This window comes from Rufibacter ruber, assembly GCF_001647275.1.
GTDB classification, from domain to species: domain Bacteria; phylum Bacteroidota; class Bacteroidia; order Cytophagales; family Hymenobacteraceae; genus Nibribacter; species Nibribacter ruber_C.
On sequence record NZ_LRMM01000057.1, the window covers coordinates 1 to 16,659 of the forward strand.

Consider the following 16,659-nt stretch of genomic DNA (forward strand, 5'->3'; position numbering starts at 1 on the left):
TCAGGATGATTCATTGCTAAATCAGCCAAAACTTTACGGTTCAGGTTGATGTTTGCTTTTTTCAGACCGCCCATCAACTGGGAGTAAGAAAGGCCGTTTTATACGGGCAGCAGCGTTTGATACGTTGGCGAAAACAGATATTAGTGCGGGGGAACAACCTTACCCGGCAGCCTTTGCCTGCCAGTTTCAAAAAATCTAACCAGCTTCATCATCAAGAAACATATTTCATTTTTACTCTTGAGTGATGAATAGGTCACTTAACTATCAACGAAATCAAACTCCCTGTTGGTCTTCTGTAGTCAGATAAATAAACTTGCTGCTGCAGTGGCTCCCAGGCACTGATTCCTCCCCACTGAATTATTTAGATTACTTAGTTTGCTGAACCCTGGTAAAATAATGACAGGATCAGCAGACGGCTTCTCCCTCTCAGAAGCCATCTGCTGATGTACCTGTCACTACTGAACCACTAGCATCTTACGAACGCTTCTGCCGCCGTCTGTGATCAGATGGTAATAGTAAATACCACCTGGTAAAGAGGTTCTAAAGAGAATAGCATGTGATCCAGTTTGCTTTATTCCCTCAGAGACCGTGGCTACTTTTTTACCCATAGCGTCAAACACCTCTAAAGAAACCCGCGTTGCCCGCTTTACCTCATAAGGAATGGTGGTAGCGCCTGTGAACGGGTTAGGGTAATTTTGCTCCAGCTTAGACACTTTGTTCTCTGTCTCATAAGCAGACCCGGTAACGTTGTACTCAACAGGCTCTGGCATCCAGTCAAAGCTGTAACTGGGGTGGGTTGCCCTGGCAAAAATTTTGGCTACCGTATGGTCTGCGGCCTCTGTTGCCGTCAGCAACCTTGAGATACTGCTTCTGGCGTTGGTGGCCGCTCCCTGTCCCGTGTTGTTGTACTCGCCGTACAAGGCGGGAGTGGTGTTCCAGGTGCTCCAACCTGCCGGGTTCAACGTGGCTGGCAAGACTGAGTTCATGAAAACTGTACGGGGAGCGGCTTGCCATGGTCTACCCAGGAAGAAGCTGGTAATGGCGTTCCCGTCAAACCCTACGGCAGACGCTTCTACGGTACTGTTCAAGAACACAAAGCCGTGTTTGGTATTAGCTTCTGTAGAGGCAGCCGTCAGCATTCCGCCATTGCGGTTTACCCTGATGGTACAGTGGTCAAACACCACAACCTGACGTCCAAAAATAAAATCAACTGAGCCTTCCAAGAGACAGTCTTTCATGTACACTCGCCCCACTACTCTACCGCCCCATGCGTAATAGGTATCCTGGTAGCCCAAAATACGGCAGTTGTAGAAAGCCTGGCGGTCACCGTTGGTTCTCAGCGCCACCGCCTGCTGGTTTCCTACAGATCCGTCATTCTTAACTGTGTTTTGGAAGGTGATGTTCACGGCTGTAAAGTCATCTGCCTCTATAGCCACACTGTAGGAATTAGCAGTGCCTAAATTGTTTTTACCGGCATAGTCATCATACGTGAGGATAGCAGTAGCAGGGTTTTCACCGCGTAGTACTACGTTCACCTTTTCCCTCTGCAGAATCACCTTTTCATAGTAGGTGCCAGGCTTCACTAAGATAGTATACTTGCCTGTGTAGAAATTAGGCACCGCATCAAACGCCGCCTGAACAGTAGTGTAATCACCGGTGCCGTCTTTGGCCACCACCTTGGTTACATTTGCTGCCTGGGCCTGGGTGGTGAATGTTACTTCATTGCCGTAGCCGGTACCCTGGCTGTTGGTGGCAAATGCCCGCACATGGTAGGTAGTGTTAGGAGTCAAGTTAAAGAGGAGGCTGTTAAAGCTTCCTAAACCATTCCCTCCCTCTGCTTTCGCATCTGCGGTGGTGGGATTACCGGTGGTATTCCAGACAACCCCGCGGGAAGTTACTTCTGCTCCACCCCATGCCGTTACATTGCCCCCAATCTCAGCGGTTTTAGCAAGCACGTTGGTCGCAGCAGAGGTAGTCACGGTAGGCACCACCATTTCTGCCAGTGTGGTGAAACTCACCTGTACCCCATAGGCGGTTCCGGCGGCGTTGGTGGCGTAGGCCCTCACATAGTATTTTGTGTTGGGGCTGAGGCTGGTCATCTCACTGCTGAAGGCGCCTGAACCAGTGCCATTTTGAGTTTTATTCCCATCTACGGTAGGGTTCTCGCTGGTTCCCCACACCACACCCCTTGCCGTAACAGCCGAGCCGCCGTCTGTGGAGATGTTTCCGCCGCTGGTGGCAGAGGTGGTAGAAATTCTGCTCACCTGGGCTACGGTTGAAACAACTGCCGGATCAACGGTCACGCCAATGGCCGATCCCGTGATGGTGAATTTGTGCACCGCCACCAGTTTGGCCCAACCTTCTGCCATGGTGTTGTGCGGATAGATGCGCACGTAGAACGTTTCATCTGAATTTACCGTGGCATTGAGATCAACCGAGATGGGCTCAACTTTATTTCCTACCAGCGCCCTGTCTGCCACCAGCAAGGTACGCTGGGCAAATGACGGGTCTTTGGAATAATAGATAGCAGCCTTCAGGTTAGAGGAATACCACCCGCCCAAAGCAAGAGACACATTGGTAACGTGAAAGGAAGCCCCGGTTTTAGGTTTCACCGCATATTGAAAATACAAGGACTCCACCGGATTCGGTTCTGCCTGCCAATCCTGTGAAACTGTCTGCACGGCCATTACATTAACATTCGCATTGGTATCAGTGATAGGCAGATCGGTTTGGCCATAATATTTCATGGCAGGGCTGTAAGTGGGAGCCTGCCCTATCAGTGCGCCCGTCACCGAGAAGGTCTGGTCACTTGCCCACACAATCTGGGAAGGAACGGCCATTGCTTCGGTTTCACCAGAGATGGTCACATCCTGCAGGGTAATATACTTACCTGTTGAAGCAACATTATACCAAGGATAGAACCGCAGGTACAAACTATCCCCCTCTGCTACGCCTGCCGACAAGTTGACCGATACCGGCTGAAGCTCAGAATTAGAGACCACGTAATCAGCGGCCCCGCTCCCACCCACTATCTCGGTGGCCGTCTTGAAGGAGCGATCAGTTGAGTAAAAAACCCTTGCACGCATACCATTCCCACTGTGAGAGGCGATTTTATAAGAAATAGACTTCACAGTGAGCTTGTTGTTTGCGGTGGCTGCCACAGAGAACTGCATGTAGGTGCCGGCAATGGTGTCCGTCTGTCCGGCAGGCCAGCTGTTGCCTAGTATGCGTGCCCGCTGGCTTGTGTTGATGCCGGTATAGCCGTTCAAATCCATATTCTTTAGCTGCTGCTTTGAAGCTGCCATTTGCCCAGCGGTGGCCACGGCCCCACCTGTTCCGCCTGTACTTGGGTTTGTCAACGCCCAAGTAGCAGAGGCCTGATTCATAGGCCCTGCAGGTATCTGGTGAAAGGTGGCCGTGATGGCTTTTGCCGAATTCATAGTTAGGGTTAACGGGTTGGTCATACCCGTGGCAGCTCCGCTCCAGCCGCTGAACTGCCAGCCTGCCGCGGCGGTAGCCGTTAGCGTGACCATTTCCCCCTCTGAGTAGGTTCCACTATTGGGATTCACAAGGCCTTGCCCCACCGTAGTCACGGTTAACGCATATGTGGTGGCGGGTACCTGTGTGAACGTAGCCGTGACAGCCTTATCTGCACTCATGGTAACCGTCAACGGATTTGCAGTACCCGTAGCGTCACCACTCCAGCCGCTGAACTGCCAGCCTGCCGCGGCGGTAGCCGTCAAGATAACTTCTTCCCCCTGGTTGAACGATCCGCCGTTAGGAGAAACAGCCCCCTGACCAACAGTAGAAACTGTTAAAGTATGCCTGGTCGCTTGTATTTGGGTAAACGTAGCTGTAATGGCCTTGTTCGCATTCATGGTGACTGTGAGAGGATTAGTACTCCCTGTAGCATCTCCGCTCCAGCCGCTGAACTGCCAGCCTGCTTCTGCAGTTGCCGTTAAGGTGACTTGCTCATCTTTGGCAAATGTGCCGGTGGAAGGTGATACCGCCCCTTGCCCCTGAGTAGTCACGGCCAGGCTATAGATAGTGGATGCCCCTGCTGCTTCCGTAGTGCCTGAGATAACTACATCTTTCAGGTTAAGGTATTTTCCTGTGAGGCTACTGGTTTGGTTGTGTAGCCATGGATACACTCTCACATAAAAAGTTTTCCCATTGGCCACCCGGCTGTTCAATTGGGCAGAGACAGCATACATGGAGCCGTTCGTCAACAGATCATTGGTGCCGGCTGAATATGGAATTTGGGTAGGGTTCCTGAAGGAAGGTTCTGTGGAATAATAAATAGTAGCCTTCAGGTTACTACCGCCACTGCCGCCAATCTTAAGAGAGACGGTGTTTACAGTTAGATCATAACCCTCTTTGGGGGTTACAGAGAACTCTACATAGACATTGCTGATGGTATCTGTCTGACTGGCGGGCCAGCCAATGTTATTCATATAACTGAGACGCTGGCTACTTTCAGTTCCCGTGTACCCATTGATAGTTAAGATACTTAACTTTTCATCAGGGGCATTGATTTGTCCTGTAGCAGTGGCGGTAAGTCCAGTACCCGGAGTGGTGCCGGAGGGATTGGAAAGCGCCCATGCAGCCGTTGCCGTCTGCGCGAACACCTGTGTAGAAAAAAAGCAAAGCAGCCATGCCAAGCCAAGTAAGAAGTAGATTTTCTTCATAGGGTAAGGATTATATAAAACTAAATGGAATTACTACTGCACGTGCCCAAGGCACTTTCACTACCTCCTGCTGTTTTACAACCGCAGGGTATATGGTACTTTCCTGATTTATTAGCTTAATATTCTCCTGCTCAACCCGCACCAGCCCTTCTCTTGTACCCCTTCTTTTAGAAGCTACCTCTTTTCATGAGCAATCGATTGCACAAACTTGAACTAAAAAAAGGCACTCATTTGCCTCCCTTTTTCTACCCCAGCACCGCCTGCCCCTCCTTAATATTTAAATATCATCAATTATCTTTTAATAATCAAGGTAAAAATACCTTTTTATCATTAAAATAGCTTTAAAATAGTTTTATTGCAATTTTTAACTCAGTCAAAAGGGCGATCTGGAGATGGATTTGCCGTGTTCACAGGTCTGTTTTTGACTTGATTTTTCAAAAACAGGCCAAAAACAAACCTGTGAAATAATTTCTGCACTTACCCAAATGACTGTGGCTAATAGCATATTTCCCACAGAACCAACTTCCCCAGCTTTGTGCCCTTAAAGAAACAGAGGGACGGTGTTATTTCTTTGCCAGGCTTTTCATTCCCTCAAACACCAGCCGGGCTACTTCTTTGGCTCCTTCGGGCTGGAAGTGGGTGTTGTCTTTCTGGCCGTCTGGGTAGTTTTTGTATTTGCCCGCCGGCAGGTTCATAAAATAGTGTTCGGTCACATATACTTGGCCTTTGGCCGAGAAAGAATCAATGGACAGCTGCTGCAGGTCAATCAAGGGTACGTTCAACTCCCTGGCCACGTCTTTCACCGCCTGCGGATATTCCCCGTGCACGTTCCCAATTTTACCGTCTTTCCAGGGGTAGTTGCGGGTTACGGGCGTGAGCAGGATTGGATACGCGCCTTTCTGCCTGGTTTGGTTCACGTACAGCCGAAGGTACTCTTTGTAGCCCTGCACGTTCACGTAGCGCTCCGGCTTGTTCTCTGCCGCATCATTGTGCCCGAACTGAATCATCACCACGTCATTTTTCTTCAGCTCCTGGTAAACCGCTGCCCAGCGGCCTTCCTCAAAAAACGTACGGGTGCTTCTTCCGCCGCGGGCTTTGTCAAGCAAGAGAACGCTGTCTGCTTTGATGAGGTTCTTCACTTTAGAAAGGCTGTCTGCCCGCAGATATGGCTGAAACACCTGCCCCCACCCCATCACCGGATAGCGTTTGTTCATGTAGTCTTCGCCGTCATAGTCAGAGTAGTCTGCCACCGTAGAGTCGCCAATAAGATACACCCGCGCCACTTTCTTTTTGAAAGGGGCGAAGGCCATAACCATCAGGAGCAGCACTACCGCAGGAACAAGTCTTTTTTTCATTGGGTAAGGGGAAATAGGGAGAGAATCACCGTTTCTGTTTTGGAGCTGTTTTAGCCAAAACAGCTCAAAACAGAAACGGCTTTTAGGTGAAGGTTGCTTCTGAAAAACTACCAGAAGGCTCCCAGACGCAGTGGCTACGCCGGCGGCCCTAAAGATTATTGCACTGAAACCGCGGCTTTCTTCAAGTCTTTCCCCTGTGAGATTTGGGTGGCGGAATTCTTAAAATCCTTGTTCTGCAGCTTCACATTCTGCGTCAATGGCCCCAATATTTTCACGGCTGGCTCTTGGCTGTCTTTGTACGTAAGCCCCTGCACGTTCACGTTTTTGCTGTTGTAGATGGTCAGCGCCGGGCCTTTGTCAGTCAGCACCTTCACGTTTTTCAGCGTAATACCGGTGGCATCAACCGCCGTGATGCCTTTTTTGGCTTTCAGGAAAGCATTTTCAATAGACACGTTCTGCAAATTCATCTCGGGCAGTCCTTGCAAGGCCACCGCCTCATCTGCGCCAGACACAGTGATGTCCCGCATCCAGATATTTTTGAACGAAGGGGTTTCCTCCGTCACCGGCACCTGTTTCTCTACGCGGGCCTCAGTGCTGGCTTTCTGGTCTTCCTCCAAAACCGGGGAGTTGCCGCCATAGAACAGGTTGAAGCTGATGGCTTGGGTGGGAATGTTGATCATGTCAATGTTGGAGATCCAGATGTTCTCCACCACGCCGCCGCGGCCGCGCGTACTCTTGAAGCGCAGGCCAATGTCAGTGCCCATGAACGTGCAGTTAGACACGTGAATGTTTTTCACGCCACCCGACATTTCACTGCCCACCACAAAACCGCCGTGGCCGTGGTACACCACGTTGTTTTTCACAATGGCGTTTTCAGTGGGAATTCCTCTGTCACGGCCGTCTTTGTCTTTGCCAGATTTGAAGCAGATGGCGTCATCGCCCACGTCAAAGGTATTGTTGTACACCAGCGAGTTTTTGCAGGACTCCAGGTCCAGGCCGTCGCCGTTCTGGGAATACCACGGGTTGCGCACGTTCAGGTTGCGCAGGATCACGTTCTGGCACATGAGCGGGTGCAGGTTCCAGGCCGGTGAATTCTGGAACGTAGGGCCATCCAGCAGCACCCGGTTGCAGTTCACCAGACTCAACAACACCGGACGCAGGTAGTCTTTCACCGCCTCAAACTCTTCTTTGGTTTTAAAGTTGGGCACGTTGAAATTGTCTTTCCCATCCCCTTTCTTAGACTTCTCAGAAGGATACCAGGTCTTCCCGTCTTCGCTCAAAACTCCAGTTTTAGTAAGGTTCTTCCACTGGGCATCGGTCATTTTGCTTTTCTTCACGGGGCGCCACGCATCCCCGTTGCCGTCAAAGGTGCCGGAGCCCGTGATGGCCACGTTTTCCAGATTATTACCGGAGATGGGCGACTGGCAGCGGTAGGTGTTCAAGCCTTCAAAGCTGGTCTTGATCAACGGGTAATCCTCAAAGTCACGGCTGAAGATGACCATGGAGCCCGCCTCGGCGTGCAGGTTGATGTTGCTTTTCAGCACAATGGGCCCCGTGTACCACAGCCCCCTGGGGATCACCACTGTTCCGCCCCCTTTGGCGGCCACCTCGGCAATGGCTTTTTCAAACGCCAGGGTATTCTTGGTGATGCCGTCGCCCACGGCGCCGAACTGGGTAATGCTTACCTTGTAGGCCGGGAAGCTGGTTTCCTGCACCCTTGGCATGTTGAACTCAATGCCCTGGTAAACTTGCTCCAAGGTGAGAGCGTCTTTCCCAACGCCTGCGCTGCCGCCGGTGGTTTGGGAAGCAGCGGCGGCGGCGGGCGTTGCCACCCCGGTTGGCTGCCGCTGGCACGAAAACTGAACTAAACCGGCCATGCCTATTGCCAGTAGTACTCGGTTCTTCATCAAATTCCTCATATCTGTTTTACTCGTCAATTACTAAACTTACTTTTTCTGTTTTTAGCCTGTTTTCTGAAAAACAGCCCGAAAACGCACTCACTCAAGGTGTGATCCTGAACCAGTCATAGTCGGCGAAGCCGGAGTCATTGGTTTTGTCTTCCCGCGTAGCGAAGATGCCCACTTTTGCCCCAATCCAGCGGCCGGGCACGGCGGTAAAGACCTCTCCCGCCTGCTTGAAATTCTGCCAGTCTTCACTGTAGCTGAACTGGCACTTGGCGCCCGCAGTTACCTTTACCCTCAACTGCACCTCGTTGCCGCTCAATTTGCCAAGAATCTGCTCTTTCTCAGGAGTACCCTTGTGCGATTTCAGGGCAGAGGCATACGTCAGGTACAGCCCGTCTTTTTTGCTTACAATGGAGAGGTGGGCATAGTCTTCGCCCATGACTACCAAACCGGTGCGCTCCTTCTCCAGCTTTGGGTTTGGCGTAAATTTCACTTTGGTGGTGGCGGTAAAACTCTGCGCCGGAAACTTCTGCAGGAGCAGGTTGGGCACATCCCAGAGGTTCTTGCCGCCTTCGGGTAGCTGGTGGGTGTACAGCCGTAATACGCCGCGGTTGGTGGTGAAAGCCCAGGTGGACTTGGGGTTGGCGTGCCACTGCCACTGCAGGCCCAACGTTGAGTCATTGAACTCATCTGATTCCTTCGGGGTCACCACCGGATAGGTCTTGCCTACGTTTGGCTTTTGGTAGACCATCACGGGCTGACCTTTGCCGTCGCCGTCTGGGTCTTCGCCAATCACCGGCCAGTTGTTCACCCACTTCATGGGTTGCAGGTGCACCACGCGGCCATAGGCCTCCTTGTCCTGGAAGTGCAGGAACCAGTCTTCGCCGGAAGGCGTGTCAACCCATGCGCCCTGGTGCGGGCCGTTAACGGTGGTTTTGCCCTGATCCATCACAATCCTCTCCTCATAGGGGCCGTACACGTTCTTAGAGCGAAGTACCAGCTGCCAACCCGTGGCCACCCCGCCCGCCGGCGCGAAGATGTAGTAATACCCGTTCCGCTTGTAGAACTTGGGGCCTTCCACGGTAGGGTGGTTCTCATGCCCGTCAAACACCAGCACGCCCTCGTCCAGAACCTTGGTACCCTCAGGGTTCATCCTGTTCACGGTGAGAATGCTCTTGATGCCCGCCCGGCTTCCGGCCCAGCCGTGCACCAGGTAGGCCTTGCCGTCTTCATCCCAGAACGGGCAGGAGTCAATCAGGCCTTTGCCCGCTTTTACCAGCACGGGTTCCTCCCACTTACCCTCGGGGTCTTTGGTCTTCACCATGTAGATGCCAAAGTCAGGATCTCCCCAGTAGATGTAGAATTCATCGTTGTGGTGCCGGATGGAGGGCGCCCATACGCCGTTGCCGTGCTGCGGTTGGGAGAAGTGCTCAAACGGCGGTTGGCGTTCTAGCGCATAGCCAATGATCTTCCAGTTCACCAGGTCCCTGGAGTGCAGGATCTGCAGCCCCGGAATGGCATTGAAGCTGGAGGAGGTCATGTAGTAGTCATCTCCTACCCGGCAAACGTCAGGGTCTGAGTAGTCGGCGTCAATTACCGGGTTCTGGTAGGTGCCGTTGCCTTTGTCTGCCACCCACACTTTTGAAACTTCGCCGGTGGGCGCAGCCGCTGAGGCAGGTGGACGGGTAGAGGGTTTCTCTGCCTGACAGGCCATCAGTAAGAGCAATCCGGCGGTGTAGTACTTTATACGCATGTCACTTGGTTCACTTGGTACTGCTAAAGAGTGCGGGTCTGGTCTTCCGCCAAAGGCGGGAACCAACCGGCCTTCCCGTCAACTTTCTGTTTTTGGCCTGTTTTTGTAAAAACGGCTCCAAAACACACTTATTCCTTTACAAGGGCTACACGCCTCACCACCACATCATTACCTACCTGCAGCGAAACCAGGTAAAGACCGGAGCCCATTGAGCCGCCGTGGCTGTCTTTCCCGTTCCATTCCACCTGGTGGGTTCCCGGGGTAACCGTTCCCTGGAAAACTGTGGCGACCACCTTGCCGGTTAAATCAAGTACCCTCACCAGTGCCTGGGCCTTTTGGGCGGCGGTGAACACCAGGGTGGTGGAGACCGTGAAAGGGTTGGGATACAGACGGGTGGCAATAACCGCCTTTTCCTCTGCAGAGGAGGTGAGAGTTGCTGCCGGTACCAGGCTGTTCAGGTAATCTTCCAGGTTGGTGTAGCCGTTGCTGTTGCGGTCCCCGTTTCGGTCTGAAGCATCATTTGGGTTTAGGCCGTTCTGATTTTCCCAGGCATCTGGCATGCCGTCTTTGTCAGTGTCTGCGGGCGCCGGCAGTGACTCTAAGGTTGGCCAACCACCCACGGTGCCCTGGGTATCTATAATCCCCTTGCTGGCACCATAGGCTCCCCCATACGTAGCAGTACCGGTACGCACCTCATTGATGATCCTGGTGTCAACCGCATCCCGCTTCAGGCTAGCCCCGGCCCCGGCCAAAACTGCCTCATACGCCTCAAGGGCGGTATGGGTCGTTTCCATGTGGTAATCAATGGGCGCCTGCAGCCGCACGCTGGTTCTTTGGGCCGTGGTAATATTTGCGTCATAGTCTACGCCACCGGCCCAGTTGTCGGCGGTGACGGTGGCGTTGCCGTGCACGTAGTTGCCGTTGATGTAGAAGGTGCCATAGCCTGCCCCGAACTGGGGATCTGACTCATAGGAGACCTGCACAATGCGTTTACTTTTACTGCTTGGGGTAGCCGGACCAGGTTTATAATAATTATTGACCATGTTGTATTTACCGTTCTCGCCGCCGTAGGCACTGTTATCGCCCCAGTTGTAGAGCACATTGTTCCTGAAATCAACATGCTCATTGGGATAGGTACCTCCGTTGATCCCAGACCGCCCGCCGCCGTTGAAACGGGGATTACGGCTGGTATGGTGGGCTAACAGGTTATGGTGGAACGTAGCCTGATCGCCGCCCCAAATGCCGCCATAGCCATGGTTGCCCTTGTTATGGACAGATTTGTACAGGCTTTCGCTCAAGAGACACCACTGCATGGTGAAATTCCTGTTCAGGTAAAAACTGGCCGTCTCATCTACTGACCAGCTCATGGTGCAGTGGTCAATAATTATATTCTGCTTGTTCCTGCCCCAGATGGCGTCATTCTCTACCTGCGCCTCATCTCCCAGCCTGAACCGCATGTACCGGATGATCACGTTGTCTGCGTCTACCGTCACAGTTTGGTTGCTGATGCAGATGCCGTCACCGGGTGCGGTCTGGCCCGCAATGGTGAGGTTTCCGTTTTTAATAGGCAGGGCCGAAAGCAATTTGATAGTGCCGCTCACCCGGAAGACAATGGTTCTGGCGCCCGTTGCATTGACCGCCGCCCTAAAGCTGCCGGTGCCGGAGTCATTCAGGTTGGTGACCTCAATCACCGTGCCGCCCCTGCCCCCGGTGGTAAAACGCCCAAACCCTTCGGCCCCCGGAAAAGCCAGCTGCTGCGCAAAACCGACAGAGGTTTCAAGGGCCAACAGCACGAGTAGTGCCATGATATGTGGTAGTTTTTTTCTCATATTTCCTGTTGGTCTTAATTGGTCTTTTATCAGTTTGCTTCTTTCCGTTTTTGGCTCGTTTCTAGAAAATCAGGCCATAAACGGAAAGACACTGCTCTTCCTTTGTTCTTCTCTGCTCTTTCGGATTTATCAATCCGAAAGTCCTCTGTCGTCTATCCCTGTTTTCCAGGTCTTGCCTCAACGGGGGATTAGAAATCCCCGACAGTGTGGTTCGGGATTTGAAATCCCGAACAGCTGATCAGCTGATCAGCGTTTATAGCCGAGAATCAAGCGGTATTTTCATTATAGCCCCGGCTTTTGCTACTTTTCCCGCTTCGTCCTTCCCTACCCCCTCCAAAGGGGGACGGAATGCGTGTTACTTTTTTCCGTTTTTGCCTGTTTTCATAAAAACAGGCCAAAAACGGAAAGTCATTACTTTCCCGCCTGCGGGGTTTGCTTAGTTGCCAATGGGTCCCAGTCTCCGAAGATTTTTTCCAGGGTATATTCCTGCGCTTCTTCTGCCGTCAGCTGTTTAGACCAGCTTACCCGTTGCTTTGGGGCTGCCCCTGGTCCGGTAGAGCCAAACTCAGCATAAAAAGTGGACTTCTCAGCGTCTGGTTTGCTCCAGTTATGCCAGCCTTCGGGTTTGATGTGCTTGCCCAGGTAGCTGTTGAGGAATACCGTCTTGGCAAACGGCCGCCAGGGCCGGCCCAGATAATAAGAATTCTCAGGGGCATCGCCGGTAAGGCGGCAGTTGAGGAAGACAAAGCCATACGGCGTGCCTTCTAAGGTAGAGGCCGCCGTCACAAAACTCCCGCCTTTCTTGCTGTAGATCTCACACCCCTCAAACACCGCCGTTGACCACCCGAAGATGAAGTCTGTGGTGCCTTCTATGTAGCAGTTCTTATAGTACTGGCGGCTCTTTTCGCCGTGCGGATACAGGGTGTCCTGAAAACCCAGAAACCGGCAGTTCTTGAACATGACCTTATCCCCGTCTACCCGCACGGCCACCGCCTGCCCCACCGGGCCAGCCGAGTTCTCAAACGTGATGTTCTCAGCCGTAAAATCGTCACCGTACACAAAGAAGCTGGAGGAGCCGGTGGTGCCCATCTCCTCGCCAAAGCGGTTTTTCTTAGCGGCATAGTCATCATGGGTGAGAACGGTTTTCTGCACGTCCTGCCCCACCAGTTTCACATTGGTTTTGGTGGAAGGCAAGGTAAGTTTCTCCTTGTACACCCCGTTTTTGATATAGATGGTGGTCTGGTTCTTCCGGAAATCAGGTACAGCGTTGATGGCCTCCTGCACCGTTTTGAACTGCCCGCTGCCGTCTTTGGCCACTACAAAGTCATACCGTTGGGCATACGCCGGTTCCAGCAGAATCAGGGACAGCAGGAACAGTAGAATAACTTTTCTAACTCCCATGGGCTCTATTTATTTGATGCCTGTGCCCTACCCATTTCCTCAAATTCCAGGGAAGCCATGATGAACGGAGAAACGGCTTTGGGGTCATTGTCACGGCGCTCCTCGTTGATGTAGTATTCATAGGTGCCGTCACGGTACGGGTTACCGCCCAGACCGGCCACGGCGCAAACCTGCGTGATGCTGATGGTGCCGTCTGCCTCTTTCCTGATCAGGTTCTCTAAGATGCCGTTGTAGGCTTTCCGCGCCAGCGGAAGATATTTCCCGCTGTCTATGTAGCCTTTTTTGCTGGCCTTCACCAAAAAGTAGGTGAACATGCTAGACGCCGAACCTTCTAAGTAATTTCCCTCTCTGCCGCCTTGGTCTACCACCTGGTACCACAACCCGGTTTTGGGCTCCTGGTACTGGGCCAAGGCGCCCGCCATTTTCTTGGTGATGGCGATGACCTCGTTGCGTTGCGGGTGGTTCTGCGGCAGGAAATCAAGCGCATCTACTAACGCCATGGCGTACCAGCCCATGGCGCGGCCCCACACGTTGGGTGAAAGCCCGGTTTTGGGGTCTGCCCACTTCTGCTCGCGCTTCTCGTCCCAGCCGTGGTAGAACAGGTTCTTCTCCTTCACATAGGTGTACTTGTCTACCAGAATGATCTGTTTGGCCACGTCATCAAACAGCGCAGGCTCATTATACGTGGCGCCGTACTGGGCCAGGAACGGCGAGGCCATGTACAGACCGTCTAGCCACATCTGGTGCGGATAGATTTTCTTGTGCCAGAAACCGCCCTCTGAGGTTCTGGGGTGGGTACGCATCTGGTCGCGCAGTTCATCCAGGGCAAGCTTGTATTTCTGCTGACCCGTCTCCTGGTGCAGGAAAATCAGGAATTTACCCGGGTTCACGCGGTCTATGTTGTAGTCTGTTTTCTTGTAGGTTTTGATCTTGCCCTCCGCCGTGATCATGGTATCTGCGAAGGCCTTGATGTACGTAAAATACTTGCGGTCACCGGTGCGCTTGAACACCCGCTCCAACGCACTGGCGAATAAGCCTTGGGTATAGTCCCACTTGGGCTCGGGCCGGAAGTCAATCATCCAGCCCTCCGGACTGCGCTTCATCTCTGAGTCAGCCATCCAGACAGAATAGGGTTTACCTGCCGGGGACGTTGGTACTTGGGTACTTCCGGTCTGGCCGGAGCGGCAGGCAACAGTTGCTACCAAGAACGCAAGCAGGAGATAGAGGGACGTTTGTTTCATGGTTTGTCAGATAAGCGTAAGCGGTTCTAGCGTTTCATTTTCTGTTTTCGCCGCTTTGTTTGAATAACAGGCCGGAAACAAGGGGTTAGTGTTTGGTTGGGTTCCAGTTGTCTTTGCCGGCCAGGACTTTCTCTGGAGTAAATTTCTTAGCCTCTTTCCGGGTGAGCTGCTTTGACCATGGCACCCGCTGGTCTTTGGCAGCCCCGGGCCCCGATGATTTATATTCGGCGTAAAAGGCGGTTTTCTCAGCTTCAGGTTTCTTCCAGTTGTGCCACCCCTCAGGTCTGATGTGCGCGCCCAGCTCTGAATTCAGGAACACCGTCTGCGCATACGGCCGCCAGGGCCGGCCCAGATAGACCTTAGTGGCCTCTGCTGAGGCCGTGTTGATCTTGCAGTTCAAAAACACAAACCCGTAGGGTTGGTCTTTGGGCGTAGACGCGGCGGTGATGTAGGAGTTCTTTTTGCAGTGGATGGTACAGTTCTCAAACACCGCCGTGGCCGGCCCGAAGATAAAATCTGTGGTGCCTTCTATGTAGCAGTTCACATAGTACTGGCGGCTGTTGTCTACCCCGGCGTACAGCGTGTCCTGGTCGCCAATGATGTTGCAGTTTTTGAACACGCAGCGGTCTGCCTCCACGTGCAGGGCCACCGCCTGCCCTACCGGGCCTGCGTTGTTTTCAAAGGTGATGTTTTCGGCCTGAAACTCATTGCCCTGCACCAGTACCGTGTAAGAGGTAAAGGTGTTGATCTCGCCTTTGCCGGAGTAGTCATTCCAGACTATGCGGGTTTTGTCCCGGTCTTCCCCTTTAAAAGAAATCCTGGTCTTCCAGGAAGGGATCACCAGTTTCTCCCTATACACGCCGTTCCTGATCCTGATCTCGATCCTCTCCTCCGGGAAAGCCGGGATAGCGTCTACCGCCGCCTGAATGGTGGTATGGTCACCGCTTCCGTCTTGCGCCACCACCAGCTGCTTCTGCTGGGCGTGGGCCAGGAAACCGGTCAGGAATAAAATAAGTAAGATCTTCCACTTCATTCTTATGCTCCTACTTTACCAGACTGTTCAAATACACTTCTACGTTGGTATAGAATTTATTCAGGGTCTTGGCCGAGGCATCTGCCGCGCTGCCCGGGTTCAGTTTATGCTGCTGCTCCCAGGCATCTGGCATGCCATCCTGGTCTTTGTCGGCGGGTGCCGGAAGTGATTTCAATTCTGGCCAGCCACCCACATCCTGCTGGGAGTCAATGATGCCGTTTTTATGCTTTCCGTTGGTAGACCTGCCGGCTCTCACCTCCTGCACAATGCGGGCATCTACGGCATCACGTTTCAGGCTGGCACCCGCTTGGCTGAGCACAGCTTCAAAGGCCGCCTGCGGTTCCTGCGTGGGCACGCTCACTACGGTGAACTGTTTTTCGGCTTTAGCCGCCTGAACAGAGTCTTTGTGATCTGGCTGCACGCCGCCACGCCAGTTGTTTTTGGTGACTGCCGGGAAACCGTCTACATAATTGCCCGCCACGTAGAATTTCCCATAAGGGGCAGAGGGGTTCACGATTCTGTCTCTCTTAGACTCCTGCGTGGCCAAACCAGACTTGTAGTAGTTGTTGACCATGTTGTAACGGCCTTTCTCGCCCCCGTAGGTACTGTTATGCCCCCAGTTGTAGACCACGTTGTTGGTAAAATCTACCAGTTCATCTGGCGGGTTGGGCACAGACTTAGAGCCGCTGAACCTGGGGTTTCTGCTGTTGTGGCTGGCCAACAGGTTATGATGGAAAGAGGCTCCCCTGCCCCCCCAGATCCCGCCGTAGCCGTGCTCCCCTTTGGCGTGTACAGAGGCATTCAGACTTTCTGAGATAATGCACCACTGCAGGGTAAAGTTTTTGTTGTAGTAGAACGAAGCGCACTCATCTGTAGCCCAGCTCATGGAGCAGTGGTCAATGATGATGTTGTTCATGCCTTTGTTCGCACCCACCGCATCTGCCTGCTGCGCGGCTTTGTCCCCCATCCGGAAGCGCATGTACCGCACTATCACGTTGTCTGCTTTGATACTGACCGGATAGTTTCTGAGGCAGATCCCATCACCGGGGGCAGACTGGCCGGCAATAGTAAGATCCCCGTTGTTAATATCAAGCGGCGACTCCAGGTCTATGTTACCTGACACCGCAAAGACAATGATACGCGGCCCCTTCTTCCGGACGGCCTCCCGGAGACTGCCGGGCCCGTTGTCGTTCAAATTGGTCACCACCACCACCTGGCCGCCGCGGCCGCCCGTGGCGTACTTGCCAAACCCTTCGGCCCCCGGGAAGGCCAGCGCTTCTTTCTCTTCTGCCGCCGCGGTGGCTGCGGCAGAAGCTGCTTTCTGGGCGCACCCGGTTAAACTGGCAAACTGGAAGGCGAGGCCTAAGAGGGTAAACTTTCTGAGTGCGTTCATACGTTAAAGGTAAGTAGTGAATGGTTTCTACCTTAAGCACTGCGCAGGTGTGCAATCGTTTG

General features: G+C 53.0%; 9 protein-coding genes and 1 pseudogene. All 10 read right to left on the reverse strand.

The window, feature by feature from the left end:
• A pseudogene (locus tag A8O25_RS22520) lies at positions 1-95 on the reverse strand (50S ribosomal protein L20); the annotation flags it as partial.
• A gap of 360 nt (positions 96-455) precedes the next feature.
• Complete coding sequence (locus A8O25_RS17300; protein ID WP_082893719.1) at positions 456-4,688, reverse strand: pectinesterase family protein; 4,233 nt, start codon at positions 4,686-4,688, stop codon at positions 456-458.
• A 563-nt stretch (positions 4,689-5,251) separates the two neighbouring features.
• Complete coding sequence (locus tag A8O25_RS17305) at positions 5,252-6,043, reverse strand: rhamnogalacturonan acetylesterase (RefSeq protein ID WP_066837431.1); 792 nt, start codon at positions 6,041-6,043, stop codon at positions 5,252-5,254.
• 155 nt (positions 6,044-6,198) lie between these two features.
• Positions 6,199-7,950: a glycoside hydrolase family 28 protein gene (locus A8O25_RS17310; protein ID WP_082893720.1), complete on the reverse strand. Its 1,752-nt coding sequence runs from the start codon at positions 7,948-7,950 to the stop codon at positions 6,199-6,201.
• Positions 7,951-8,044: 94 nt separating this feature from the next.
• A complete protein-coding gene (locus A8O25_RS17315; protein WP_082893721.1) occupies positions 8,045-9,700 on the reverse strand; it encodes a glycoside hydrolase family 43 protein in 1,656 nt (551 codons plus the stop codon).
• Positions 9,701-9,828: 128 nt separating this feature from the next.
• Positions 9,829-11,505 carry a FlgD immunoglobulin-like domain containing protein gene (locus A8O25_RS17320; RefSeq protein WP_161947780.1) on the reverse strand — a complete coding sequence of 559 codons (1,677 nt, stop codon included), beginning with the start codon at positions 11,503-11,505 and terminating at the stop codon, positions 9,829-9,831.
• Between the two features lie 435 nt (positions 11,506-11,940).
• Positions 11,941-12,930 carry a pectinesterase family protein gene (locus tag A8O25_RS17325; protein WP_066837440.1) on the reverse strand — a complete coding sequence of 330 codons (990 nt, stop codon included), beginning with the start codon at positions 12,928-12,930 and terminating at the stop codon, positions 11,941-11,943.
• Between the two features lie 5 nt (positions 12,931-12,935).
• Complete coding sequence (locus A8O25_RS17330; RefSeq protein WP_066837443.1) at positions 12,936-14,171, reverse strand: glycoside hydrolase family 88/105 protein; 1,236 nt, start codon at positions 14,169-14,171, stop codon at positions 12,936-12,938.
• A gap of 85 nt (positions 14,172-14,256) precedes the next feature.
• Positions 14,257-15,204 carry a pectinesterase family protein gene (locus tag A8O25_RS17335; RefSeq protein WP_066837445.1) on the reverse strand — a complete coding sequence of 316 codons (948 nt, stop codon included), beginning with the start codon at positions 15,202-15,204 and terminating at the stop codon, positions 14,257-14,259.
• A 10-nt stretch (positions 15,205-15,214) separates the two neighbouring features.
• Positions 15,215-16,597 (reverse strand): pectate lyase family protein, encoded by a 1,383-nt coding sequence (locus tag A8O25_RS17340; RefSeq protein WP_066837447.1) that lies wholly within the window; start codon positions 16,595-16,597, stop codon positions 15,215-15,217.
• Positions 16,598-16,659 lie beyond the last annotated feature (62 nt).